At 67.8% G+C, this 24,722-nt stretch carries 22 protein-coding genes; 13 read left to right on the forward strand and 9 right to left on the reverse strand.

Features of this window, described 5'->3' with window-relative positions; genetic code table 11:
* Positions 1 to 8 precede the first annotated feature (8 nt).
* Entirely contained in the window at positions 9 to 950 is a 942-nt protein-coding gene (locus tag VAR608DRAFT_RS10455) for a hydroxymethylglutaryl-CoA lyase (protein ID WP_088954011.1), read from the reverse strand.
* 114 nt (positions 951 to 1,064) lie between these two features.
* Between VAR608DRAFT_RS10455 and VAR608DRAFT_RS10460 the strand changes: the two genes are divergently transcribed.
* Positions 1,065 to 1,967: a LysR family transcriptional regulator gene (locus VAR608DRAFT_RS10460; RefSeq protein ID WP_088954012.1), complete on the forward strand. Its 903-nt coding sequence runs from the start codon at positions 1,065 to 1,067 to the stop codon at positions 1,965 to 1,967.
* 16 nt (positions 1,968 to 1,983) lie between these two features.
* Here the strand turns inward: VAR608DRAFT_RS10460 and VAR608DRAFT_RS10465 are convergent, their stop codons facing one another.
* Complete coding sequence (locus VAR608DRAFT_RS10465; RefSeq protein WP_088954013.1) at positions 1,984 to 3,852, reverse strand: potassium transporter Kup; 1,869 nt, start codon at positions 3,850 to 3,852, stop codon at positions 1,984 to 1,986.
* 108 nt (positions 3,853 to 3,960) lie between these two features.
* Positions 3,961 to 4,305 (reverse strand): FHA domain-containing protein, encoded by a 345-nt coding sequence (locus VAR608DRAFT_RS10470; protein WP_157730799.1) that lies wholly within the window; start codon positions 4,303 to 4,305, stop codon positions 3,961 to 3,963.
* Between the two features lie 106 nt (positions 4,306 to 4,411).
* On the opposite strand from VAR608DRAFT_RS10470, the gene VAR608DRAFT_RS10475 reads away from it, so the two are divergent.
* A complete protein-coding gene (locus tag VAR608DRAFT_RS10475; RefSeq protein WP_172843834.1) occupies positions 4,412 to 5,989 on the forward strand; it encodes a phospholipase D family protein in 1,578 nt (525 codons plus the stop codon).
* 21 nt (positions 5,990 to 6,010) lie between these two features.
* Here the strand turns inward: VAR608DRAFT_RS10475 and VAR608DRAFT_RS10480 are convergent, their stop codons facing one another.
* Positions 6,011 to 6,457, reverse strand: a complete 447-nt coding sequence (locus VAR608DRAFT_RS10480) for a universal stress protein (protein ID WP_088958717.1) — start codon at positions 6,455 to 6,457, stop codon at positions 6,011 to 6,013.
* A 231-nt stretch (positions 6,458 to 6,688) separates the two neighbouring features.
* The gene (locus VAR608DRAFT_RS36910) at positions 6,689 to 6,856 is read right to left on the reverse strand and encodes a hypothetical protein (protein ID WP_157730801.1); all 168 of its coding nucleotides are present in this window, start codon (positions 6,854 to 6,856) and stop codon (positions 6,689 to 6,691) included.
* 205 nt (positions 6,857 to 7,061) lie between these two features.
* Between VAR608DRAFT_RS36910 and VAR608DRAFT_RS10485 the strand changes: the two genes are divergently transcribed.
* From VAR608DRAFT_RS10485 to VAR608DRAFT_RS10515, 7 genes are read left to right on the forward strand one after another with little or no spacing between them, the layout of a single operon-like run.
* Positions 7,062 to 8,324 carry an aromatic ring-hydroxylating dioxygenase subunit alpha gene (locus tag VAR608DRAFT_RS10485; RefSeq protein WP_088954015.1) on the forward strand — a complete coding sequence of 421 codons (1,263 nt, stop codon included), beginning with the start codon at positions 7,062 to 7,064 and terminating at the stop codon, positions 8,322 to 8,324.
* Positions 8,325 to 8,326: 2 nt separating this feature from the next.
* Entirely contained in the window at positions 8,327 to 8,800 is a 474-nt protein-coding gene (locus VAR608DRAFT_RS10490) for an aromatic-ring-hydroxylating dioxygenase subunit beta (RefSeq protein ID WP_088954016.1), read from the forward strand.
* 11 nt (positions 8,801 to 8,811) lie between these two features.
* Positions 8,812 to 9,132 carry a non-heme iron oxygenase ferredoxin subunit gene (locus tag VAR608DRAFT_RS10495; RefSeq protein WP_088954017.1) on the forward strand — a complete coding sequence of 107 codons (321 nt, stop codon included), beginning with the start codon at positions 8,812 to 8,814 and terminating at the stop codon, positions 9,130 to 9,132.
* A gap of 24 nt (positions 9,133 to 9,156) precedes the next feature.
* Complete coding sequence (locus VAR608DRAFT_RS10500) at positions 9,157 to 10,410, forward strand: NAD(P)/FAD-dependent oxidoreductase (protein ID WP_088954018.1); 1,254 nt, start codon at positions 9,157 to 9,159, stop codon at positions 10,408 to 10,410.
* 42 nt (positions 10,411 to 10,452) lie between these two features.
* Positions 10,453 to 11,811 (forward strand): MFS transporter, encoded by a 1,359-nt coding sequence (locus VAR608DRAFT_RS10505; protein ID WP_088954019.1) that lies wholly within the window; start codon positions 10,453 to 10,455, stop codon positions 11,809 to 11,811.
* A 14-nt stretch (positions 11,812 to 11,825) separates the two neighbouring features.
* Positions 11,826 to 12,539: a fumarylacetoacetate hydrolase family protein gene (locus VAR608DRAFT_RS10510; protein ID WP_088954020.1), complete on the forward strand. Its 714-nt coding sequence runs from the start codon at positions 11,826 to 11,828 to the stop codon at positions 12,537 to 12,539.
* Positions 12,536 to 13,690 carry a cupin domain-containing protein gene (locus VAR608DRAFT_RS10515; protein ID WP_088954021.1) on the forward strand — a complete coding sequence of 385 codons (1,155 nt, stop codon included), beginning with the start codon at positions 12,536 to 12,538 and terminating at the stop codon, positions 13,688 to 13,690. Before VAR608DRAFT_RS10510 ends, VAR608DRAFT_RS10515 begins: the two co-directional genes overlap by 4 nt.
* Before the next feature lie 6 nt (positions 13,691 to 13,696).
* On the opposite strand, the gene VAR608DRAFT_RS10520 is transcribed toward VAR608DRAFT_RS10515, so the two are convergent.
* A complete protein-coding gene (locus tag VAR608DRAFT_RS10520) occupies positions 13,697 to 14,629 on the reverse strand; it encodes a LysR family transcriptional regulator (protein ID WP_088954022.1) in 933 nt (310 codons plus the stop codon).
* A gap of 85 nt (positions 14,630 to 14,714) precedes the next feature.
* Positions 14,715 to 16,619, reverse strand: coding sequence for a hypothetical protein (locus tag VAR608DRAFT_RS10525; protein ID WP_088954023.1), 1,905 nt, complete (start codon positions 16,617 to 16,619; stop codon positions 14,715 to 14,717).
* A 180-nt stretch (positions 16,620 to 16,799) separates the two neighbouring features.
* Between VAR608DRAFT_RS10525 and VAR608DRAFT_RS10530 the strand changes: the two genes are divergently transcribed.
* The 4 genes from VAR608DRAFT_RS10530 to VAR608DRAFT_RS10545 are packed head-to-tail and all read left to right on the forward strand — an operon-like array spanning position 16,800 to position 21,463.
* Entirely contained in the window at positions 16,800 to 17,462 is a 663-nt protein-coding gene (locus VAR608DRAFT_RS10530; RefSeq protein WP_088954024.1) for a response regulator, read from the forward strand.
* A gap of 15 nt (positions 17,463 to 17,477) precedes the next feature.
* Positions 17,478 to 19,409: a sensor histidine kinase gene (locus VAR608DRAFT_RS10535; protein WP_088954025.1), complete on the forward strand. Its 1,932-nt coding sequence runs from the start codon at positions 17,478 to 17,480 to the stop codon at positions 19,407 to 19,409.
* 60 nt (positions 19,410 to 19,469) lie between these two features.
* Complete coding sequence (locus VAR608DRAFT_RS10540; protein WP_088954026.1) at positions 19,470 to 19,943, forward strand: MarR family winged helix-turn-helix transcriptional regulator; 474 nt, start codon at positions 19,470 to 19,472, stop codon at positions 19,941 to 19,943.
* A complete protein-coding gene (locus VAR608DRAFT_RS10545) occupies positions 19,940 to 21,463 on the forward strand; it encodes a DHA2 family efflux MFS transporter permease subunit (RefSeq protein ID WP_088954027.1) in 1,524 nt (507 codons plus the stop codon). The genes VAR608DRAFT_RS10540 and VAR608DRAFT_RS10545 overlap by 4 nt, the downstream gene beginning before the upstream one ends.
* On the opposite strand, the gene VAR608DRAFT_RS10550 is transcribed toward VAR608DRAFT_RS10545, so the two are convergent.
* Both VAR608DRAFT_RS10550 and VAR608DRAFT_RS10555 read right to left on the reverse strand, forming a co-directional pair.
* A complete protein-coding gene (locus VAR608DRAFT_RS10550; protein ID WP_088954028.1) occupies positions 21,369 to 23,732 on the reverse strand; it encodes a LamG domain-containing protein in 2,364 nt (787 codons plus the stop codon). The genes VAR608DRAFT_RS10545 and VAR608DRAFT_RS10550 overlap by 95 nt on opposite strands.
* Positions 23,729 to 24,706: a Bug family tripartite tricarboxylate transporter substrate binding protein gene (locus VAR608DRAFT_RS10555; RefSeq protein WP_088954029.1), complete on the reverse strand. Its 978-nt coding sequence runs from the start codon at positions 24,704 to 24,706 to the stop codon at positions 23,729 to 23,731. Before VAR608DRAFT_RS10555 ends, VAR608DRAFT_RS10550 begins: the two co-directional genes overlap by 4 nt.
* Positions 24,707 to 24,722: the final 16 nt, after the last annotated feature.

Here is a 24,722-nt window from a genome sequence, read left to right on the forward strand (position 1 = left end):
GGTCGCCCTCACGCCGCGACTGCGGAGGTCGCCCGGCCAAAGCCCTTCGGCAGGCCGGCGCGCCACAGGGCCCCGTGTGTCTGCTCGCCGGCAATCCAGCCGGCAATCCGTTCGCGCAGGCGCAGGAGCGCTTCGATGTCGATGCCGGTGTCGATGCCCATGGCCTCCAGCATGAAGACCAGGTCTTCGGTGCTGGCGTTGCCGCTCGCACCCGGTGCATGAGGGCATCCGCCGATGCCTGCCAGGGAGGCATCGAATCGGGCCACGCCGAGCTGCATGGCGGCATGGATGTTCGCCAGGGCCAGGCCTCGGGTGTCATGGAAGTGGCCGCACCAGAAGCGGTCGCCCGCAATCCGCAAGGCCTGCTCGAAGAGGCGGCTGACGGACGCCGGATCGGCATAACCCACGGTGTCGGCGATGCTCACGCGGTCGGCGCCGGCGTCCAGCAGGCCCTGCATCACGCGAAGCACCTCGGAGGGCTTCACTTCTCCCTGCAGCGTGCAACCGAATGCGGTACCGACGCCGCCTTCGATCAGGGTCCTGGAACCCGCGGCGTCCCGTGCTGCACGGATGCGACCCAGTTCGGCAACGACCTCATCGGTGGACTTGCGCAGGTTGGCCCGGCTGTGCGCCTCGCTGGCAGAGACCGGCAGCACCATCAGGTCCGCACCGCCCTCGATCGCGCGCTCCGCGCCCTTGAGGTTCGGCACCAGGACCGATGCGAAGAGGCCCGGCAGGGTCTTGGCATAGGCGAGGACCTCGGCCGTGTCGGCCATCTGCGGGAGCAGTCTGGGTGGGACGAACGAGCCGACCTCGATCTCGCGCTGCCCGGCGGCGTGCGCCTCACCAATCCACTGGCGCTTGTGGTCTGTACTGACGATCGTGGCGATGGCCTGCAGCCCATCGCGCATGCCGACTTCGCGTACCGTGACCTTGTCCGGATAGGACATGGTTGTCTCCTCTGTTTGACGTGGGGATGGACAGGAGCTTAGGATTTTCCTGATCGAATGAAAAACGGTATTTTGGAACGATCAACGTTCCGTTTCGGAAAGGCACAAAAGGAGATGAAGGAGCTCGACCTGGTATCCCTGCGGTATTTCGTGGCGGTGGGTGACACGGGGAACATCACGCGGGCTGCCGCGCAGGAGCACATCGTTGCTTCGGCCATCAGCAAGCGCGTCGCGCAGCTCGAGCTGGACCTTGGCGTGCCGCTGTTCGAGCGGCAGCGCCGGGGCGTGCGCCTCACGCCGGCCGGCGAGACGCTGATGGATCACGCCAGGTCCATGCTCGCGACCTCGAGAAGCATCATGAACGACATGGCCGCCTTTGCCGCCGGCGTGCGCGGCAAGGTCCATCTGTTGGCGTCGGTCTCGGTGATCTCCGAAGCGCTTCCCGACGATGTCGCCGCATTCATGCAGATGCCCGAGCACCGCGAGATCAAGGTGGACATCGAAGAAGAGGTGAGTCGCGATATCGTGAGACGCATCAGCGAGGGCAGCGCCCGGGTAGGCGTTCTCTGGGACGGTACGGACCTGGGCGATCTGCAGACCAGTCCCTACCGCACGGATCATCTCGCCGCGGTCGTCCACCCCGAGCACCCGCTCGCGAAGAAGCGCCGCTGCGAGTTCGTCGAGACGCTGGCCTGGGAGCATGTCGGGCTCGACCCCGCGAGTGCCGCGAACCAGATGCAGGCGCGCGCGGCGGCCATGGCGGGCAAGCGGGTGCAGTACCGCGCGATCGTCTCCAACTTCGAGTCGGCACTGCGGGTCGTGCGCGCGAATCTCGGGATTTCGATCATCCCGCGCGAGATTGCCGAGACCTACGTGAGCACGTTCGGAATCCGGGTGATCCCGTTGGCCGATGCGTGGGCGAAGCGCCGCTTCGTGATCTGCAGGCGCCCGAAGGAGAAGCTTCCGAAGGCGGCGGAGTTGCTGGTCGAATACCTGGAGCGTGCCGCCCGGCACTGATTCCAGGGCCCCGCACTCAGATCTCGACCTTCGACCCCAGTTCGACGACCGAATTGTTGGGCAGGTAGAGGTATTCGGCAGCGGCGCTCGCGCTGCTGTGCATCGCCGCAAAGATCTTTTCGCGCCAGTCGGCCATGCCGTCGCCGACGGTCGGCACCACGATGTCGCGCGAAAGGAAGTAGCTGGTCGTCATGGAATCGAGCTCGAAGTGGCCGTGCGTGACGTGCCTGAGCGCCTCGGGTACGTCCGGACTTTGCATGAAGCCGAAGTCCAGCGCCACTCGCCAGCAGCCCGGGCAGATCGGGGCAATCTCGCCGCGCTGGTCGGGCTCCAGCCTCGGGACCTCATGCGTGCGAACGGTCACGAACAGATTGCGTTCGTGCAGCACCTTGTTGTGCTTCAGGTTGTGCAGCAACGCGTTGGGGACCGTCTCCGATTGGGCGGTGAGGAATACCGCGGTGCCGGGCACCCGGGTCGGCGGATGGCTGACCACACTCTCCAGGAAGGTCTTCAGGTCCAGCGCCTCGGCGCGCTGCTTGTCCGAAAGAATGGCCCGACCGTCGCTCCACGTCGCCAGAATGATGTAAAGCGCAGCGGCCAGCAGCAGCGGGAACCAGCCACCGTCCGCGATCTTGAGCAGGTTCGAAGCAAAGAACACGGTATCGACCACCAGGAAGAAACCCGTGGCCGCAATGCACAGTGGCAGCGGATAGCCCCAGCCATAGCGGATGACGAAGAAGGTCATGGCCGTGGTGATCACCATCACCAGACTGACCGAGATGCCGTACGCGGCGGCGAGCGCGGACGAGGAGTGGAACATCGCCACTGCGAGAACCACGCCGACCAGCAGCGCCAGGTTCACCGCCGGCACGTAGATCTGTCCCTTGTCGTGCTCGGAGGTGTGCAGGATCGTCATGCGCGGCAGGTAGCCGAGCTGGATGGTCTGCTTGGTGGCCGAGAAGGCGCCCGAGATCAGCGCCTGCGAGGCGATCACGGTGGCGGCGGTGGCGAGGCCGACCATGCCCATCAGCGCCCAGGTCGGTGTCATCAGGAAGAAGGGGTTTTCGATCGCCTTCGGATCGGCCAGCACCAGGGCCCCCTGGCCGAAGTAGTTCAGCACCAGCGCCGGCATCACCAGGGCGAACCAGGCCGATTGGATCGGAGCCTTGCCGAAGTGCCCCATGTCGGCGTACAGCGCCTCGGCCCCGGTGACGCAAAGAAAGACCGCGCCGAGCAGCACGAAGGCAAGCGGCAGATTCGCCAATCCGAATCGCAGCGCGTGATGGGGCGACAGGGCCCAGAGCACGGACGGATTGCGCAGCACCGGCACCAGGCCGCAAAGCGCGATGGCAAGAAACCACAGCACCATGATCGGGCCGAAGTAGCGCCCGATCCGCGCCGTCCCGTGCTTTTGCGCCAGGAAAAGCGCGCCCAGCACGGCAAAGGAGATCGGCAGCACGTAGGGCTTGGCCGCCGGTGTCACGATCTCGAGGCCTTCCACTGCCGACAGCACCGAGATCGCGGGCGTGATCACGCCGTCGCCGAAGAACAACGCCAGTCCGAAGATCCCGCACACCATCAGCACGCGGCGGACCTGCGGGCGATCGCGAACCGAGTGAGACGCGAGCGCGAGGAGGGCCATCAGACCGCCCTCGCCGTGGTTGTCGGCGCGCATGACGAGCCCGACATACTTGACCGAGACGACGATCGTCAGGGTCCAGAAGATCAGCGACAGGATGCCCAGGATGTTGTCGGGCGTGACCGCAACGTGCCCGCTGGCAAAGACTTCCTTGAACGCATACAAGGGCGATGTGCCGATGTCGCCGTACACCACCCCGACGGCGCCCAGGCAAAGCGCGCCGAGTGAAGAGCGAGAACTGCTCATTGAATGGTCGCTCCCATCATTCGGATTCATTATTGGCGCGGCGCACGGGCCTCATCCTGACTCATGCCGCGTAAATACGGTGTAAAAATTCCACGCGGACTTCGCGGCTCATTGGCGAGCAGCCTGCTCCGCCAGCGCCAGCTCCTTGGGCAGTTCGAAGTGGGTGTGGCGCGTCAGGAAGCGGATGCTGCAGTCGCCGATGGACACCACGTCCCCGTGGTGCAAGGGCCAGTGTTTCACCCGGCGGCCGTTGACCAGGGTGCCGTTGCGGCTGCCCAGGTCGATGACCCAGGTCGTGGCCCCTTCAACGCGAAGCTCCACGTGGTGCCGGCTCACCTGGGGATGGTCGATCTGGAGGTCGTTGCTCGCGTCGCGTCCGATGAGCGTCCGTTCGCCAGACAGTTCGATTTGCTTCGGGGCACTGTTCTTTCGCATCAGGAGCAAGCGGGCCATTGTCATCGGACTCTGAGCTGTATCGGCGGGCGTATAAAACTTTATGTTACACAAAGTGTAACCTATTTACTTAAGTGCCTCGGGGCAGAATCGTGCGAAAAATCTCATGTACAGCTTCGCCCGTCTTGTTTCCTGCGTGCTTGCGCTCCTGGTGGCCTGTTGCTCGCTGCCTCCGCTCGAGGGCCGCAGCCAGTCGCATGCGCTGCCGGCGGCCGAAGCCCGCAACACGGCGCTGGGCCAGGCCGTCGCCGCCGCGGCGCAGCTGCATCCGGGCCTCACCGGGGTTCATACACTGCTGGACGCCCACGAGGCATTCGCTGCGCGGGTGCAACTGGCACAGCACGCCGAGCGCACGCTGGACGTGCAGTACTACATCTGGCGCAACGACACCACCGGCCACCTCCTGCTGGAGGCGCTGCGTGCGGCCGCCGAGCGTGGCGTGCGGGTGCGTCTGCTGCTGGACGACAACGGCATCGCGGGCCTGGATGAAGAGCTGGCCGCGCTCGATGCGCATCCCAACATCGAGGTGCGCCTGTTCAACCCGTTCGTGTTCCGGCCCTTCAAGCCATTGGGCTTCGTGACCGACTTCTCGCGCGCCAACCGGCGCATGCACAACAAGAGCTTCACCGCCGACAACGCGATCACGATCCTCGGCGGCCGCAATGTGGGCGACGAATACTTCGGCGCCACCGATGGTGTGCTCTTCGCCGATCTGGACGTGCTGGCGACGGGACCGGTGGTCGAGCAGATCTCGAACTCGTTCGATGCCTACTGGGCCAGCGCATCCGCCTATCCGATCGCCTCGATGGTGAAGGCGCCTTCCGCGCAAGCCGTGGCCGCGATCGCGGCACGCGAAGCCCTGATCGATCGCTCCGAGCTGGCGGCGACCTACAAGAAGGCGGTGCGCGAGCTGCCGTCGTACGGCGCGCTGATCCGGGGCGACCTGCTGCTGGTCTGGGCGCCTGCGCACCTGCTGGTGGACGACCCGGCCAAGGGCCTGGCGCTGGCCGAGCCCGAGCAACTGCTGCTGCACCACATGAACGAGGCCGTGGGCACGCCGAAGCTTGCGCTGGACCTGGTCTCCCCGTACTTCGTGCCGACCGATCCCGGGACGGACTATTTCGTGGACCTGGCCCGCCACGGCGTACGGGTGCGCATCCTCACCAACTCGCTGGCCGCCACCGACGTGTTGCCGGTGCATTCGGGCTACGCGCGCCATCGGCAGCGGCTGCTGGAGGCTGGCGTGGTCTTGTACGAACTCAAGCCCGAGCTCGTCGAGCCGGCCGGCAAGGCCGAGCGAAGGGACGAAGGATTCCGCATGCCGGGCGGCTCGGGCAGTGCCGGCAGTTCGGGCTCCAGCCTGCATGCCAAGACCTTCGGCGTGGACAAGGAACGCATCTTCGTCGGCTCGTTCAACTTCGACCCGCGCTCGGCCCGGCTCAACACCGAGCTGGGGATCATCATCGACAGCCCCCGGTTGGCGGCGGCGATGGCAGAGATCTTCGAGAAGCGCGTGCCCTTGCGCAGTTGGGAGGTGAAGCTGAATCCCGACAGCGGCGCACTGCAGTGGTTCGGCGCCGCCGGCACGCCGCCTTCGACCCTGTCGGTCGAGCCCGCCACGACATGGTGGCAGCGGGCTGCCGTGTGGCTGCTCGAGCCCCTGCCCATCGATTGGCTGCTGTGAAGCGCGACTGCGCGCCCGCGCTCAGCGCAGGACCAGCACCGGCGTGTGCGAGTGCGTCAGTACCTGCAGGGTTTCGCTCCCCATCAGCAGCCGCTTGAGGCCCTTGCGGCCGTGCGAGGACATGACGATCAGCCCGCATTGATGCGTCTGGGCGGCCTCGATGATGGCATCGGAGACCACCTCGGCCTGCACGACGATGGCCTGCGTCTTCTTCACACCCTTGGCGTCGGCCGCGGCCTTGACCTGATCGACCGTGCGCTGCGCCTCGGCGTTCATCTGCTCGGCCAGCCGGGCAACGTCCACTTGCGGCAGCACCACCGATCCTTCGAAGTAGCTGGTGGGGTCGCGGCGCACGACCCTGATCGCCACCAGCTCCGCCTGCATCGAAAGGGCCAGATCGATCGCGCTTTGAACCGCCAGGTCCGAAAGCTCGGACCCGTCGGTCGCAACGAGGATGCGTTCGTACATCGACATGTGTCACTCCACAGCCTGGAGAAGTCCGGCCGCGGCTCAGCGTAGCGCACACGCGGGCGGCGAGCAAGGCGCGCCGGCCCGAACCGGCGCGCGGCCCCGTGTCCCAGGTGACGATCTACAGCAAGTTCGGCGTGCGGAATCGCTCGGCGCTCACCGCGCTCTGGCTCGGCAAGCTGCGATAGCGAATGGTGGAGTGGGGAGGGCCACTGGATCGATGATCGCGGCCTAGAAGCGACCCGTCGCCCGCCGCTGGACCGCCGTCTTGGCCGGCGGCTTGTCGGTCTGCGCCGGCGCGTTCTTCCGCGGCGCGCGCTTGGCGGGCTTGCGCCTTCCCTTGAGGGACTCGATCAGGGACAGGGCACCCTTGTCGAACTTCGCGTTTTCATCGGGCATGGCGGGCTCCGGATGGCGAAGCCGGATGGTACGCCGCGCCGGGTCCACCGGGTGGTTATTTCGATTGGTGATGCGTCGAATCACGCTTGCCGCATTGACGGAATATTGCGCCAAATCAATGATTCGTCCCAAGCCGCGAGCTAGTGCGGCTCGAACATCACCGCAAAGGCGCCCGCCAGTGGCTGCCGACAGCCAAGGAGACCCCATGAGTGAATGCCCCGTCACGGTGTTCCCGCCCCGCATCCAGTGGGAAAGCGATGGAACCAGCCGGATTCCCTTCCAGGCCTACACCGACGAAGCCATCTACAAGAAGGAGCTCGACCGCTTCTTCTACCGAAACCACTGGTGCTACGTCGGCCTCGAAGCCGAGATCCCGAATGCGGGCGACTTCAAGCGCACCGTGGTCGGCGAGCGCTCCGTCATCATGGTGCGCGACAAGGACGGATCGATCCACGTCGTCGAGAACGTCTGCGCGCATCGCGGCATGGCTTTTTGCCGCGAGCGGCACGGCAACCGCGAGAGCTTCACCTGCCCCTACCACCAGTGGAACTACACGCTCTCGGGCGAGCTCCAGGGCGTGCCGTTCCGGCGCGGCGTGAAGCAGGACGGCAAGGTCCACGGCGGCATGCCGGCGGACTTCAAGCCTGCGGACCACGGGCTCACCAAGCTCAAGGTGGCGACGCGCGGCGGCGTCGTGTTCGCATCGTTCGACCACGAGGTCGAGCCGCTCGAGGACTTCCTCGGGCCGGTGATCCTCGGCTACTTCGATCGGCTCTTCAACGGCCGCAAGCTCAGGATCCTCGGCTACAACCGCCAGCGCATCCCGGGCAACTGGAAGCTGATGCAGGAGAACATCAAGGACCCGTACCACCCCGGGCTGCTCCACACCTGGTTCGTGACCTTCGGGCTCTGGCGTGCGGACAACAAGTCGCAGCTCCTGATGGACGAGCGCCATCGTCACGCGGCGATGGTGTCGACGCGCGGCGCGGCCGGCAAGGCGGACCAGGTGACGCAGGTGTCGAGCTTCAAGGACAGCATGCAGCTGCACGACGCGCGCTTCCTCGACATCGTGCAGGAGCCCTGGTGGGGCGGACCGACCGCGGTGATGACCACCATCTTCCCGAGCGTGATCTTCCAGCAGCAGGTCAACAGCGTGTCGACGCGGCACATCCAGCCCGACGGGCATGGCGCCTTCGATTTCGTCTGGACCCATTTCGGCTTCGAGGACGACACCGAGGAGATGACCCAGCGGCGCCTGCGCCAGGCGAACCTCTTCGGCCCGGCGGGCTTTGTTTCCGCGGACGACGGCGAGGTGATCGAGTGGTCCCAGGAAGGCTTCGAGACCAAGCCCTACCACCGCACGGTCGCTGAACTCGGGGGGCGCGAGGTGGGCGACACCGACCACATGGTGACCGAGACCCTGATCCGCGGCATGTACGCGTACTGGCGCAAGGCGATGGAGGCCTGATGATGGAATTTCAGGACTACTTCGAACTCACGCAGCTCTACGCCGAGTACGCCTCGGCCCTCGACCGGGCCGACTGGGATGCCTGGCCCGAGTTCTTCATCGACGAGTGCATCTACAAACTGCAGCCGCGCGAGAACCACGAGCGGGGCTTCCCGCTCGCGACCCTCGCCTTCGACAGCAAGGGCATGCTGAAGGACCGCGTCTACGGCATCCGCGAGACGCTGTTCCACGACCCGTACTACCAGCGCCACGTGGTCGGCGCGCCGATCGTGCGCCGGACCGATCCGGACGGCCGCATCCACTGCGAAGCAAACTACGCGGTGTTCAGGACGCGGCTGTCCAAGGAGAGCACGGTCTTCAACGTGGGACGGACGATCGACGAGATCGTGCGCACCCCCGGCGGACTCAGGTTCGCCTCGCGTGTCGTCGTCTACGACAGCGAAATGATCCCGAACTCGATCATCTATCCCATCTGAAGAGGCACTCCATGACCATGACGATCAACTGGGTTGACGCGGCCGCACACGAAGACGTGCCGCAGGAAGACGTGATCGGTCTGGCAGTTGCCGGACGCGACATCGCGCTCTACAGCGTCGAAGGCGAAGTGTTCGCCACCGACAACATCTGCTCGCACGGCCATGCACGCCTGTGCGACGGCTTCCTCGAGGGCCACGAGATCGAATGCCCGCTGCACCAGGGCAGGTTCGATGTGCGTACCGGCAAGCCGAGTTGCGCGCCGGTCACCGAGGCGATCCGCAGCTATCCGGTGAAGGTCGAAGGCGGCCGCATCTGGCTCGCGATCGAGTAGTCCTTTTCCACTCCCGAGGTCTACATGGACACCATGGCAATGGGTGTCGCGGCCGGCGTCCGCCCGGACGCGACGATCGTGATCGTCGGCGCGGGACAGGCCGGCGGCTGGGCTGCGCAGACCCTGCGCAGCGAAGGCTTCGGCGGCCGCATCGTGCTCGTCGGCGACGAGGCCCATCTTCCGCACGAGCGACCGCCGCTGTCGAAGTCGGTGCTCGCGGGCGAAGCGGCCCCCGAGAGCACCTGGCTCTTCAAGGAAGACGCATTCGCGGCGCTCGGTCTCGACTGGCGCCCCGGGGCGCGCGTCACGCGCATCGACCGGGCGCTCAAGCGGGTCGATCTCGCCGACGGCGAGCCGATCGTCTACGACAAGCTGATCCTCTGTTCCGGCGGCCGTGCAAGGCCGCTCGCCGTGCCGGGTGCCGATACGGCGCGCGTTCACACGCTGCGCACCATCGACGACGCGCAGCGCCTGGGTTCGGTGCTCGGGAGTGCGCGCAGCTTGGTCGTGATCGGCGGCGGATGGATCGGGCTCGAAGTGGCCGCGACTGCGCGCAAGAAAGGGCTCGACGTGGTGGTGCTCGAATCGCAGCGCCGTCTCTGCGAGCGCAGCGTTCCGGCCCAGGTGTCTGAGCACCTGCTGGAACTCCATCGCGCCCACGGCACGCGCGTCGTGCTCGATGCCAAGGTCAAAGCCTTCGGCAGGGATGAGGAGGGGCGCTCGACGGTCGAGCTCGGCGACGGCGAGAGCTTGCGCGCCGACGCGATCTTCGTCGGCGTCGGCCTGGTCCCGAACGACGAGCTGGCACGCGAGGCGGGCCTGGAATGCGACGGCGGCGTGATCGTCGATGCGCGCTGCGTGAGTTCCGATGCGGACATCCTCGCCGCCGGCGATGTCGCGGTGACGCCGAATCGCTGGGCCGGACGGCGCCTGCGCCTCGAATCGTGGCAGAACGCGCAGGAGCAGGGCATGGCCGCCGCGCGATCGGCGCTCGGCCAGGCGGTGGACCATCAGCCGCTGCCGTGGTTCTGGTCCGACCAGTACGACATGAACCTGCAGATCTACGGCATGCCCTCGGCGACGGATCGCGTCGTGATGCGAGGCCAGCCCGGCGCCGGCAGCTTCCTGCTGTTCTACCTCGATGGCGAGGTCGTCCGCGCGGCGATCGGCGCCAATGCCGCACGCGACCTGCGCTTCGCGCGCCGCCTCATCGAGCAGCGCAAGCCGGTGGAGGCCGCGCGGCTGGCCGACCCCGACGTGCCGATGGCCAGGATCTGACACACGACCTCAAGACAAACGACGACGACGGAGACGAAATTCATGCGAAAGATCAATGTTCATGCGCTGGCCGACGAGGCCCGCTTCAGCGGCTTCCATCTGCGGGTGCTCGCCATCTGCGCGCTCATCATCATCTTCGACGGCTATGACCTCGCCGTCGTGGGGGCTGCGCTGCCTTCGATCATGAAGGACCTTCATGTCGATCCGACCCACGCCGGCTTCATGGTGAGCTCGGCCCTGTTCGGGATGATGTTCGGCGCGATCGTCTTCGGCACCGTGGCCGACCGCATCGGCCGCCGCTGGACGATCGCGATCTGCATCCTGCTGTTCAGCCTGTTCACCGCCGCGGCTGGCCTGACGCGCGATCCGCTCGTCTTCGGCATCGCGCGCTTCTTCGCCGGTGTCGGCATCGGCGGCGTGATGCCGAACGTGGTGGCGCAGATGACCGAGTATTCGCCCAGGCGCATGCGCGCGACGCTCGTGACGCTGATGTTCAGCGGCTACGCGGTGGGCGGCATCGTCGCGGCGGTGCTCGGCAAGGGCCTCATCGAGACCTACGGTTGGCAATCGGTGTTCTTCGCGGCGGCGCTGCCGGTCGTGCTGATCCCGCCGATGCTCCGGCTGATGCCCGAGTCGATGCCCTTCCTGCTCGGCAAGGACCGGGTGGACGAACTGAAATCGATCGCAGCGCGCCTCGATCCGGACTACCGTCCGCAAGGCGGCGACGAGTTCGTGGTGCCGCGCGAGGACAAGGCCGACAGCGCGCCCATCCGCCACCTGTTCGCCGAGGGCCGAGGCTTCAGCACCGTGATGTTCTGGGTCGCGTTCTTCATGTGCCTGTTCATGGTCTATGCGCTGAGCTCCTGGCTCACCAAGCTCATGGCCAATGCGGGCTACAGCCTCGGCTCGGCGCTGACCTTCGTGCTGGTGCTGAACGTCGGCGCGATCGCCGGCTCGGTCGGCGGCGGCTGGCTCGCCGACCGTTTCCACATCAAGCACGTGCTGGCCGGCATGTACGCGCTGGCCGCGGTGTCGATCACCTTGCTGGGCTTCAGGATGCCGACAGCGGCGCTCTACGTGCTCGTTGCGCTTGCCGGCGCCTCGACCATCGGCACGCAGATCGTGGCCAATGCCTACACCGGGCAGTTCTATCCGATGGCGGTGCGCTCGACCGGGCTCGGCTGGGCGCTCGGGATCGGACGCAGCGGCGCGATCATCGCCCCGATCCTGATCGGTGTGCTGGTCGGCATGAACCTCCCGCTGCAGCAGAACTTCGTCGCCATCGCGGTGCCGGCGTTGATCGGGATGATCGCTGTGCTGCTCATCGATCACGACAAGTCGGCGTCGCATCGTGCCCGAGCCGCGCACCGCAGCGGCAAGCCGGCCCTCGGCCAAATCTGAAGAAAGGACAAGCCATGAACGAACCCACCACTTACCTCTGGAACCCGCCGCCGGTGCCTTCGGTCGCCGTGCAAGGCCGCAGCGAGCGCTACCCGGTCAACCGGCTCTTCTTCGTCGGCCGCAACTACCACGCGCATGCGATCGAGATGGGGCGGCCGGTCGACAAGTCGGCCGAGGTGCCGTTCTATTTCACCAAGAGCCCCTCGACGCTGGTTGCCTCGGGCGCGACGGTCGCCTATCCGCCGGGCACGCGCGACTACCAGCACGAGATGGAACTCGTGGTCGCGATCGGTGCACCGGGCTTCCGCGTGAGCGAGGGCCAGGCCGCTTCGCTGATCTACGGCTACGCCTGCGGCCTCGACATGACCCGGCGCGACCTGCAGCTGGTGGCGCGCGAGAAAGGCCGCCCCTGGGACCTCGGCAAGGACGTCGAGGATTCGTCCGTCGTCTCCGAGATCGTTCCGGCCCCCGGCGTGGTGCAGGGCAGCGGCGAGCTCGCGATGACGGTGAACGGCAAGCTGCGCCAGAAGTCCGACCTGTCGCGGCTCATCTGGTCGATCCCCGAGCTGATCGCCGATCTCTCGAAGTACTACCACCTGCAGCCGGGCGATTTGATCTTCACCGGCACGCCCGAGGGCGTCGGACCGTTGCAGCCGGGCGACCGCATCGAAGGCCACGTGGCGGGCATCGGGTCCATCGTGCTGAACGTGGGGCCGGAGCAGCCATGACCACTGTCGATCCGACCGCTTCGGTTCCGTCCCCGGTGCGGCTCAAGGCCGTCCAGGGCCGCGGGCAGCCCGAGCCGACCGAAGCGCTCGAAAGCCTCTACCGCGGATTCGAGCGCGAGTTGCTGGTGCCCTTGTGGACCGAGATCGGCGATCTGATGCCGGTCCATCCGAAGTCCAAGGCGAGCCCGCACCTCTGGCGCTGGGACCGCCTCGTCGAGCTGGCCTCGGAAGCGGGCCGGATCGTTCCGGTCGGCCGTGGCGGCGAGCGGCGCGCGATCGCGCTCGCCAACCCCTCGCTCGGCGGCCGGCCCTTCGCGACGCCGACGCTGTGGGCGGCGATCCAGTACCTGATGCCCGGCGAAGACGCGCCCGAGCACCGCCACACGCAGCATGCCTTCCGCTTCGTCGTCGAAGGCGAGGGCGTGTGGACCGTCGTCAATGGCGACCCGGTGCGCATGTCGCGCGGCGACTTCCTGCCGCAGGCGGGCTGGAACTGGCACGCGCACCACAACGCGGCCACGCAGCCGATGGCATGGATCGACGGCCTGGACATCCCGTTTTCCTACTACACCGAGAGCCAGTTCTTCGAGGTGGGCCGCGAACGCATCGGCCCTGCCGAAAAGAGCACGCCGGAGCGCTCGCGCTCGGAGCGCCTGTGGGGGCATCCGGGCCTGCGTCCGCTGTCGCAGCCCGATTCGCCGGCGGCAACGCCCTTGCTGGCCTATCGCTGGGTCGATACCGACAGGGCGCTCGCCGACCAGCTCGCGCTCGAGCAGGAGGGCCACCAGGCGACGCTGAGCCCCGGGCACGCGGCCGTGCGCTTCACAAATCCGGGCACCGGCGGCGACGTGATGCCCACGATCCGCGCCGAGATGCATCGCCTGCGCGGCGGGTTCCAATCCCTGGAGCGGCGGGAAGTCGGCTCGTCGGTGTACCAGGTGTTCGATGGCACGGGCACCGTGACCGTCGGCGAACGCCAGTGGGAGGTCGCGCGCGGCGACATGTTCGTCGTGTCGTCATGGGCGCCCTTCACGGCGCGCGCGGCGCGCGACGTGCCGAGCCTCGATCTCTTCCGCTTCGGCGACGCGCCGATCTTCGAGGCGCTGCACGCGCACCGGGTGCAGATCGGCGAGCCGGGCGCGAACGCCTGAAAGGCGTCAGCTCGAGATCGCGCCGACCGGGCCGCCGTCCTGCCCGAACAGTTCGAAGATCAGCTCCCTGAGCCATTGGTGGATCGGCGAGCGATGCACCTTCGCGTGCCAGAACACGTTGATGGCCACTTCGGGGAGCTGAGCGGGATGCGGGCGATAGCTGAGCTGGAACGGCTCGACGAGGCTCGCGGCCAGCGTCTCGGTCACCGTCGCGACGAGGTCCGTCTCGCGAAGAATGTGGCCGACGCTCACGAAGTGCGGCACTGAAAGGATGATGTTGCGATCGACGCCGGCGCGGCGCAGCAGGTCGTCGATCCTGCCGTGTCCGGTTCCTGCCGAAACGATCGCAAGGTGCTCGGCGGCCTTGAAATCCGCCAACGTGATGCGCTTGCGGTCGAGCCGGTGCCCGCGCCGGAACAGGCACACATAGCGCTGGCGGAAGAGCTTCCGCTGGAAGAAGCCGCCCCGGAGTTGCGGCAGGGGGCCGATCGCGAGATCGACCTTGCCGGACTCCATGTCCTCGCGAAGATTGGTGGCCGAGTTGCGCACCGTGTTCAGCCGCACGCCGGGCGCCACCTCGCGCAGCCGCTTCACCAGCGCCGGCAGGAAGACCACTTCGCCGATGTCGGTCATCCCGATCGTCAGCAAGCGCCGGGCGCTCGCCGGGTCGAACTGGGGCTGCTGGTTCAGGCCGCTGTGGATCATGCCCAGCGCCTTGCCGACCGGCTCCGCGAGCTGCTCGGCGAAGGGCGTCGGGACCATGCCGGCGCCCGTGCGAACGAACAGGGCGTCCCCGAGGTGGCGCCGAAGCTTGGCCAGTGAATTGCTGACCGCGGGTTGCGAGACGCCGAGCGTTTCCGCAACGCGGGAGACACTGCGTTCGACCGTCAGTTGATGGAAGAGGACGAGGTGGTTGAGATCAAGGTCTGTGAGTTCCATCGGGTGGTGGTATCACAGATCGTGATAAAGGGCAAACCGTCGTTGCAAAGAGCCAGCGCCCCGAACGGGGCGCTGATGCCTGCGACTACTTGTAATAGTAGGTCTGGATGCTGCGGCGATGGGCGTCCGGCGACTCGACCCACATCGTCTGCGAAGCGACCGACGCGTTCGCCGCGAAGCTGAGGGTGGTCGAGACGGCGCCCGACGTGTTCGGCAGCACCGATTTCTCGACGCCATCGATGTTGGCGAGCGTCGCATCCGAGCGCCGCATCTGCACGTAGGCCTGCGACAGAGGATAGAGATTGCTCGCGCCGAACGAAATCGTGCCGCCCGCGGTGTCGAAGGCCGTGAACGCGCTGACGGTCGCGTCGTCGATCACCGGGAACACGCCGCTCGCGCCGGCCTCCGCCAGCGTGAGCGGGCGCCGTTCGATCTTGAAGCGATAGATGCCGTCGGACGGTGCGCTAGGCGCCTTCACCTGCATGTCGGTGCTGTCATACGCGGTCAGCGTGTACGGCGCGTTGTCCGGAATGGCGGCGATCTGGTCGTCGCTCATCGCGGCCGACGAGGTGTTCGCGCAGGTCGTGGCCAGCAGGTAGGTCTCCGAGCTGGTGCCTTTGATCATCCACCGTCCGCCGAGCGCGGGCTGCTCGTAGCGCAGGCCCGCGGCCGGCAGGCCCGGCCCCTGCACGATGATGTAGGCGATGGTGCCGCCGTCGTTGGCGGTGTTGGGGTTCTCGATGTTGAACTCGAGGCCGGTCTTCACGCAGGTGCCGCTGCCCGGCAGTCCGTGGTGCTGCGACGTGACCGCGAACCACTCCAGGTCGAGCGAACGCTGGTCGCCGTGCAGCCGCCAGAGGCCGTCCGTCAGACTCTTGCGGACCTTCCAGTTGTCGAGGCGGCCGAGCTCCACGCCGCTACCGGACTTGACGGAGAACGACAGGTGCGCGGTCACGCCGTTGGGGTTGGCGTAGTCGATCTGGCGCAACTCGATGTCGGTGAACGAGCCGCCGATGAGATCCACGTTCTGGGTGAGCGCGGCCTGCGCCGTCGCGCGGTTCATGTCGTTCCAGAGGAAGCCGTTGGTCATCAGCGGCGTCAGGTCCGCATTCGTGGGCAGTCCGTTCGCGAACTTGGCGCTGAAGTCCTTGAGCACCTGGCGCACGAGGTCCTGGTCGGTCGCGCCGGAGGCGACGTTGGCATCGCTGAGGGTCGCCGGCGAAGTCTCTGCCGCGGCCTTGACCGCGAGATCGTCCGTGACCGTGACGGCGTTGACCACGTTGGAGATCGTGGCCGTGTTCGCCGCGGTGTCGTAGCTCACACGGATCACGTCGAGCGCCTTGTCGAGCGGATCGGACAGCGGCGTGAACGCGCTGTGCAGAAGGTCGATCGCGGCATCGACGCCCAGGGCCGTGAGCACCGGCAGCAGCTTCTCCTTGAGCTTGGCGACCTCTGCATCCACCAGCGCCTTGCTCGCGAGGTCGGCGTTGCCGCTCTGCTCGAACTTGTCGAAATAGTTCTGCGCGAGCTGGCCGGCGATGTTGGAGACCACCAGGTCCGTGAGCTGCGTGATGTTGATGCGGCCGTTGAGGTCGGCCTCGGTGGCGATCGAATGCACGATCGCGTACACGCCATTGGCCGAGCCCTCGGCGCGGAACACGAACGGCGCGGTCATGCCGCTGACGTCGATCGAATAGCTGCCGTTGGTGCCGATCGGGGCGGTCCGGGTCGCGCCCTTTGCGTCCTTCACCGTGACGGTGCCCACCAGCGGCGCGCCCACTGCGGCGACGCCGGCGATCGTGGCGCTCGACTGCGTGTCGCCGCCGCTGGCCGTGCCCGAGCCCGTGCTGGTGCTGGTGCTGGTGCTGGTGCCGCTCCCGGTGCCCAGCCCGGCGATGCCGCTGCTGCCACCGCCCCCACCACATGCGGCCAACGAGGCCGCGAGTGCCAGGACGGCACCATGGATTCCCCAACGCTTTGCTGATTTCATCGATCTTTCTTTCAGTTCCGAAGGTTGTTGTTCTTGCCGCCGCCCCCCTCGGGCCGCGACCGACGAAGAGAGGCTATCGGTGTGCTGCGCGGCCCACATCCCTAGTTCATGGGGTCGGGGTCGCATCGAAAGATCGCCGGGACGTGCGAATATTCACGCCCAGTCCATCCCACCCCCGAAATGTCGAGTCCAGCCTCCATCAGCGTCGCCCTTGTCGAAGACGATCCGGCCATGCGCAATGCCCTGGAGCGCGTGATCCGCGCCGAACCCAGCCTGCGCTTTGCCTTCGGTGCGTCCACAGCTGCGGAACTGCTCGCATGGTTCGAGGTCCATTCGATCGATGTGCTGCTGGTCGACCTGGGCCTGCCGGACCAGCCGGGCCTCGAGGTGATCCGGCGCTGCCGCGAGCTGCAGCCGCACTGCGCGACGATGGTGCTGACGATCTTCGGCGACGAGGTCAACATGCTCAGCGCCTTCGAAGCGGGGGCCAGCGGCTATCTGCTGAAGGACGGCACCGAAGCCGACCTGGCCGCGCACATCCTGAGCCTTCATGCGGGCGGCTCGCCGATGTCGCCCACCATCGCGCGGCAACTCCTCGTGCGCTGGCGGGGGCGCAGTCCCTCGCAACCCGCGGCGGCGCCTTCCAGCGACGCGCTGTCGCCGCGCGAGACGGAAGTGCTGAACCTGATCGCGCGCGGCTTCACCTATGCGGAGGTGGCGACCCGCATGGACATCCTGCTGTCGACGGTGCAAAGCCACGTGCGCAACATCTACGGCAAGCTCGACGTGCACAACAAGGCCGAGGCCCTGTTCGAAGCGCGGCAGCTCGGCATCCTGGGCTGACCGGCAGACGGGCGCATGACCGTGCGTTCATCGAGCTCATCGCCAGGCGCCCTGCGATGGCTCTTCGCATGCGCGGCCGTGGTCGCTCTCGCCCTGGGCATGAAGGCCGCCATCGCGCCGCCCGCCGAGCCCGCCGGAACGATCCGGACCTTCGATGCGGCAGAGGCCGTGCTCGAGCCCGACGGAAAGCCGTCCATCGAAGGGCGGGTCGACCTGGCGCGGCGCTGGGACGGCGATTTCCCGGGGCAGGGCGGCCGCGCGAGCTACCGCATCATGCTGCCGCCCCACCAGGGCCAGGCGCCGATGGCGCTCTTGTTCTCCCGCGTCGGCAACCAGGTCGAAGTCCTCGTCAACGGCGGCATCGTCCAGCACTGGGGGCGCCTCGGAGACCCGCTCTTCGACGCGGCCAAGCACCCGGTGATGGCCGTGGTGCCGGCCGCGCTGCTGCATGCCGACCGCGAGAACGAACTGCGGGTCGAGGTGACGATCCAGCCGCAACGCCTCGGCGGGCTGTCGGTGCTGCGCTACGGCCCGCAGGACGAGATCGAGGCCCTGTACGACGCGAACCGTCGCGGGCGCGAGATCGCCATGCTCGTGTTCGCGGTCGGACTGCTCGGCATGGGCGTGTTCACCGGGGTGCTCTGGGTCCGGCAGCGCCTGCCGATGTACGGCTGGTTCAGCCTGGGGGCCCTCTTGGGCATGCTGCGGATCATCGACCGGGCCTGGGCCGATGTGCCCGTGCCGTGGCCCTGGCTCGGCGCCCTGGCGGCGATCTGCTACATGTCGCACATGGCCCTGATGTGCCGCTTCGCGGTGCTCGCGACCGGCCCGGCGCCGCGCCCCGTCGATCGCGCGGTCGATGTCGCCATCCTGGTCAGCGCCGCGCTCACCGTGCTTTCGTTCGCGCTTCGCAAGCCGCTGTGGCTGACCCTCGGGATCTGCACGATCGTGCCGATGGCTCTCGCGTGCCTGTGGACTGTCGCAAGGCGCGCCTGGGCACGGGCCGGAGCGGGCGCATGGCTTCTCGCGGCGGCGCTTGCGGCGTCGATCGCCGCCGGGCTGCACGATCTTCTGCTGGTCCGGCTGTCCAACGCGAGCGGACTGCGATCGACCTATCTCCAGCACGCGATGTTCGCGTTCGTGCCCATCATGGGCTGGCTGATCGCGGAGCGCTACAGCCGCACCGCTGCGAATTTCCACGCGCTCAACGCCGAGCTCTCGCGCCGCGTGGACGAGCGCGAGCAGCAGCTCAAGTCCGCCTTCGACGTACTGCGCGAGCAGCAGCACCACCAGGCCATCTCGAACGAACGCCAGCGGATCATGCGGGAGATCCATGACGGCGTGGGCTCGCAGCTGGTCGCGCTCCTGAACATGGTCGCCCACCCCGGAGCGGATCCGCAGGCGCTGCGCGAGCATGCACAAGTCGCGCTCGACGAGATGCGCATGGCCGTCGATTCGCTGCGGCCCGAGAACGACGATCTCGCCACGGTGCTCGCGACGCTGCGCTACCGGCTGCAGCCGAGGCTGGAGGCCGCGGGCATCGGCGTCGTGTGGGACGTGGCGGAGCTGCCGCAGCTGCGCGAGTTGTCTCCCAACGTGGTCATGCACGTGCAGCGCATCCTGCTCGAAGCCTTCACCAATGTGCTGAAGCACGCGCGCGCGACACGCATCATCGTCCGCGCCCGCCTGTGCGACGACGGGGCGGCCGTGACCCTGCAGATCGCCGACAACGGCGTCGGCCTGCGGGGGAGCCCGGCCGCGGCGGGTGCCGGCCGGCGGCGCGGCGGACGCGGCCTGGACAACATGCGCTCCCGGGCCGCCTCGATCGGGGCGAAGTTCCACATCGACGGGTCGGCCGAGGGCGGCACCTGCCTCACGCTCGCGCTGAAGGTCGAGCCCGGCGAGTCGGCGTTCTCCCCCCTGTCGCGGCCGTCGGTGCTGACCTGAAAGGGGCGACGCGGGCTGCTTCTGCAGCAATTCATAAATGTGTTTAATATCTATGCGTTTATGAAATTCGACCACACGCAGCGTTTCAGCTTTCTGGTCAACCATGTGGCCAAGCTGCACGGTGGGCATTTCGACCGGCTGGCACGCGAACGACTCGGGCTCTCGCTGGCCCAGTGCCGCCTGATCGGTGCCCTGGCCATTCATGAAGGCTCGGTGCCTCTTTCGCAGGCCGAGCTTGCGCAGCGGCTGGAGCAGAGCGCGATGGGCGTGGCCGCCCTGTGCGACCGCATGGAAACCGCGGGCTGGATACGCCGGGAGCCTTCCCCCACCGACCGCCGGGTGAACTGGGTGCATCCGCAGCCGCGCGCGCTGACCGCATTCGACGAAGCGCTGAAGATCAGCGACGAGGTGCAGGCGCACGGCCTGCGCAACCTCAGCGCGGCCGAGCGCAAGCAGCTCATCGCGCTGCTGCGCAAGGCGCGCGAAGGCCTGCTGGCCTGGGAACCGGGCGCAACGGAAGCGGGGAAGGCATGAGCCCATCCACCTACGCCGTGCCGAACCGCGGAATGATCACGATCTCGATCATGCTCGCGACCATCATGCAGGCGCTGGACACCACCATCGCCAACGTCGCGTTGCCGCACATGCAGGGCAGCCTGCAGGCATCGCAGGACCAGATCACCTGGGTGCTGACCTCCTACATCGTCGCCTCCGCGATCGCGCTGCCCCTCACCGGCTGGCTGTGCGGGCACTGGGGGCGCCGCCGGGTGTTCCTGGTCTCGGTGATCGGCTTCACGATCGCGTCCGCGCTCTGCGGACTCGCGGGCTCGATGGCGCAGATCGTGGGGGCGCGGCTCCTGCAGGGCATCTTCGGGGCGGCGCTGGTGCCGCTTTCGCAGGCGGTGCTGCTGGACATCAATCCGCCGCACAAGGTCGGCCAGGCGATGGCGATCTGGGGTGCCGGCATCATGGTCGGCCCCATCCTCGGCCCGCTGCTGGGCGGCTGGCTCACCGACCAGTTCGACTGGCGCTGGGTGTTCTTCATCAACCTGCCGGTGGGCCTCTTCGCGCTGTGGGGCATCGGGCGCTTCCTGCCCGAGAGCCGGCCGCGCGCGGAGAAGCTCGATGTCTTCGGCTTCGTCACGCTGAGCCTCGGCATCGGCCTTTTGCAGCTGTTCCTCGATCGCGGCGAGCAACTGGACTGGTTCGATTCATGGGAGATCCGCCTGGAAGCCGCGGGCGCACTGGTCGCGCTCGCGTTCTTCGCGATCCATACCTGGACGGTGCAGGGCGTGAGCTTCCTCAACCGCGAGCTGCTCAAGGACCGCAACTTCGTCACCGGGCTGCTGTTCGCCTTCATCGTCGGCATGATCCTGTTCGCCACGATGTCGCTGCTGCCCACCTTCCTTCAGGGCTTGATGGGCTACCCCGTGGTCTACACCGGCGCGGTCACGGCGCCCCGCGGTGTGGGCACGATGATCGCCATGATGGTCGTCGGCCGGCTGGTGCAGCGCGTGGACGTGCGCGGGATCATGGCGGTGGGCTTCGGGCTCACGGCCTTCTCGCTGTGGCAGATGACGCGCTTCACGCCCGACATGGACAGCACGCTGATCATCACCTCGGGCTTCATCCAGGGCCTGGGCATCGGCTTCACCTTCGTGCCGCTGTCGACCGCCACCTTCGCCACGCTGGCCCCGCATCTGCGGCACCAGGGCACGCCCATCTTCAGCCTGCTGCGCAACATCGGCAGCAGCGTGGGCATCTCGATCGTCCAGGCGCTTCTGACCGAAGGCTCGACCAGTGCCCACGCCAACCTGGCGTCCCTGGTCGCGCCCGGCAATGCGGCCCTGGCCTATCTGGGAAGCGCGGTGAACATCGGCACCCAGTCCGGCCTGGCCGCGCTGAACGCGGAGGTGACGCGCCAGGCGGCGATGATCGCCTACCTCGACGACTTCTGGATCATGATGGCGATGACCGCGGTGTCGATCCCGCTGCTGCTGCTGATCCGCAAGCCGCGGCGCGCGTCCAGCGGGCCGGCGGAAGTGCCCCACTAGGTCTGCGCGGTTTGCACCCGAAGCGATGCAGCACGTTGCGCAGCAGGCCGTCGAACACCGGATCGCTGCCGACCACCCATGCGGCACCGACGGCGCCGGCGTGGAACACGTGGCCGCCCTGGGGGCGGTCCCAGTAGATCATCTCCGCCGACAGGCCGTCCAGCGAGTCGGTCACGCGCGAGTGCCAGTCCAGGTAGGTGTCCATCGCGCCGGGCACGCGGCGGATGCCTTGTGCGATCACGGTCAGACCGGCCGGCGGCTCGGGCAACGTAGCGCCGGGCGGTGTGTCGTGCGTCATATGCAGCAGGGTCGCGGTGCAGAGGTCCCATTCGTGGCCGATGGCGCGCGGCAGGCCGCCGCCGGGCGCATGGCCGAAGGTCCGGCCGCGTTCCAGGCCCAGCGAGTGCGGATGGTTGAACAGCACATGCCCCGGGTCGGCCACGTGGTAGACGCCGAAATCCTCCGCGTCGGCGAAGCCCCAGCCTGCGGATTCGAGGCCGATGATGCTCGCGGCCGAACGGCCCACCGCACGCAACTGTCCGCCGCGCGCCCAGTCCTGGCTGTGGAACGCTTCGCCGAAGGGGCCGGCGGGCGGTCGCAGTTCGGCATCGGCCGGATCGGCGCCGCGCTCTTCGTTCTTGCGCTGCTCCATCACGCCCATCGCTTCGTCGAAGCTCACGCGCAGGTACATGGTGTTGCCCGAGAGCACCAGCGCGTTGCCGCCGCGCCTGAGCATGGCGTCGAAGGCATCGACGACGGGCGTGGACCAGTACTCGCTGTGGCCGTTGACCACGACCGTGCGGTAGCGCGCGAGCAGGTCCGGATCGGCGTGCACGTCGAGGTCGGCGACGAGGTCGAATTGGTAGCCTTCACGTTCGAGCCAGGCATGCAGGCGGCGCTCCAGCCGCGTCCATTGCGAGAAGCCGCTGCCCGCCGGATCGTAGAGCGCGGCCGGGCTCGCGTTGGGCCATGGCATGCGCAGCCCGGTGAAGTAGCTGGGCTGGCCGGCATGGTGGCAGGTGTAGCTGCAGAAGGCGGGCGCCTGCGGATGGCTGTTGGGCAAGCCGGTGGAGCGGCGCGGCCACACCGGGTCGTCCACCTGGTTGCGCGCGAAGGGCGTGGCCGCGTAGGCCAGCCAGCTGCTCATCGCGCAAAGCACCAGCAGCGGCGCGGGCCGCGCACCGGCAGGGCGCTTGACGAGGAAGGTGATGTCGTAGACCGCCTCGCGTCCTTCGCAGTCGAAGCGCAGCCGCGCCACATGCAGGCCGGGGCGTGCGTCGGCGGGCAGCGTGATGCCGTGGCTCGCGGCCCACCGGCAGTCGTAGAGGTCGTCGCTCGCGAGACGCAGCCCTTGCCGCTGTCCCGGCACGGCGAATGGGTCGCGCGCATCCTCGGCCTCTTCATCGAAGGCCGGGCCGCGGATCATCCACGTGCCGTGGTTGACGATGCGACCGTCGCGCTGGTGGCCGCTGGCGTCGGCCACGCAATCGCCGCGGCCTTCGCGCAGCGGCCAGCAGGCGCGCAGCGCCGGGTCGGACGGAAGCTGCTGCGCACGCAAGGCCACGCGCGCGGCGATCTCGTCGGCGGGCAGGGCGCGCTCGTAGATCGCGGGCATCGCAAGGTCCACATCGGCGAGCGCGTCGGTGCCATGGGGTTCGCCGGCCGCGCCCAGACGCAGCGGTGCCGGGCCCGGACACACCGGACCCGTCGACGGCCAGCGGCCGGAGCACACGCCGTCGATCCACAAGGCCGCCCATCGGCCATCCCATGTCGCGGCCACATGCTGCCAGCGCCGTGCGATCAGCCGGCTGCCGATGTGCAGGGCGGCATCACGCTGCGCACCGCCATCGCCCAAATACAGCGAGAGTGCGCCATCGGCCTCGATGAAAAGCCCGAAGCCGCAATGCGCCGGCCCGTCGTACTGCGTGATCAGCGCCTGCCGCGCGCCGGTGCTGCGCCACGGCATGACCCAGCATTCGAGCGTGAGCCCGGGCAACGGCAAGGTCGCGGGCAAGCCCCTCTCGACATGCACGTACGAGCCCGGGTGAATCGGTTGCACGCACGCGGCCGATGCGCCGAGATCCGCGACCTCTGTGTCGCCGCGGCGGCTGTCCGCGTCGTGGCCGAGGCGCCATACGGAGATGTCGTAGGGCCGGTCGCTGCTGATATGGAAGTCGATGCGCTGGCCGGCATGCACGCTCTTCGCGCTGGCGTAGCCATGCACGCCCGGCACGGCCAGCGGGCGGTGCGGCGGGATCGGCCGGCTCATTCCGTGGTGAAGCCCGAGGCCTTGACCACCGGTCCCCAGCGCTTGAGGTCGTCGGCGATCAGCGCCGAGAGTTCTTCCGCCGTGCTGGGGTTGGCGTCGCTGCCGAGCTTGGCGAGACGCTCCTGCACTTCGGGCAGCGCGAGGGCCTTGCCGAGTGCCGCATGCAATTGCGTGACGGTGGCGCGCGGCGTGGCGGCGGGCACGAAGAGGCCGGTCCATTCGAGGGTGTCGAAATTCGGCTGTCCCAGTTCCTTCAGTGTCGGCACATCCGGCAGCAGCGAGGTGCGCTTGACGCCGTTCACCGCCAGAACCCTGAGCTTGCCACTCTGCTGGTACTGCACGAGATCCGCGATCGGCGTGATGCCGGCCACCACCTGGTTGCCCAGAAGGTCCTGGACCAGCGGCGCCGCGCCGCGATAGGGGACGGCCGTGAGTTCGATCTTCGCGTCGCGGCCGAGGCGATAGCCCATGAACTGCGCCACGCTGCCGGCCGCCGGCACGCCATAGCCGGACTTCGACTTGTCATTTCGGGCCAGCATCAGCCATTCGTTGACGTTGCGCACCGGCACCGCTGTCGGCACCGCGATGCCCTCGTAGAAGGTCGCGATGCGGCCGACAGCCTGGAAGTCCTTCAGCGGGTCGTAGCGCACCGATTTCGAGGTCAGCGGCAGCATCACCATCATGTGCATGTTGGCCAGCAGCACGGTCAGGCCGTCGGGCTGCGCGGCGCGCACGAAGTCGGCGGCGATCTGGCCGCCTGCGCCGGTGCGGTTCTCCACCACGACCGTCGTGCCGAGTTCCGACGCGAGCTTGTCGGCCAGCGTGCGCGCCTGCACGTCGGCCGAGCCGCCCGCGGGGTAGCCGACGATCAGCCGCAGCGGCCCCTTGCCCGTGGGCACCTGCGCGGAGGCCGCACAGGCGCAGGCGATGCCCGTGCAGGCGAGCGTGATGCGAAGCAGGGCGGGCAGCGTCATGGGGTCATCCTCGGTG

The organism is Variovorax sp. HW608 (genome assembly GCF_900090195.1).
GTDB lineage: Bacteria > Pseudomonadota > Gammaproteobacteria > Burkholderiales > Burkholderiaceae_C > Variovorax.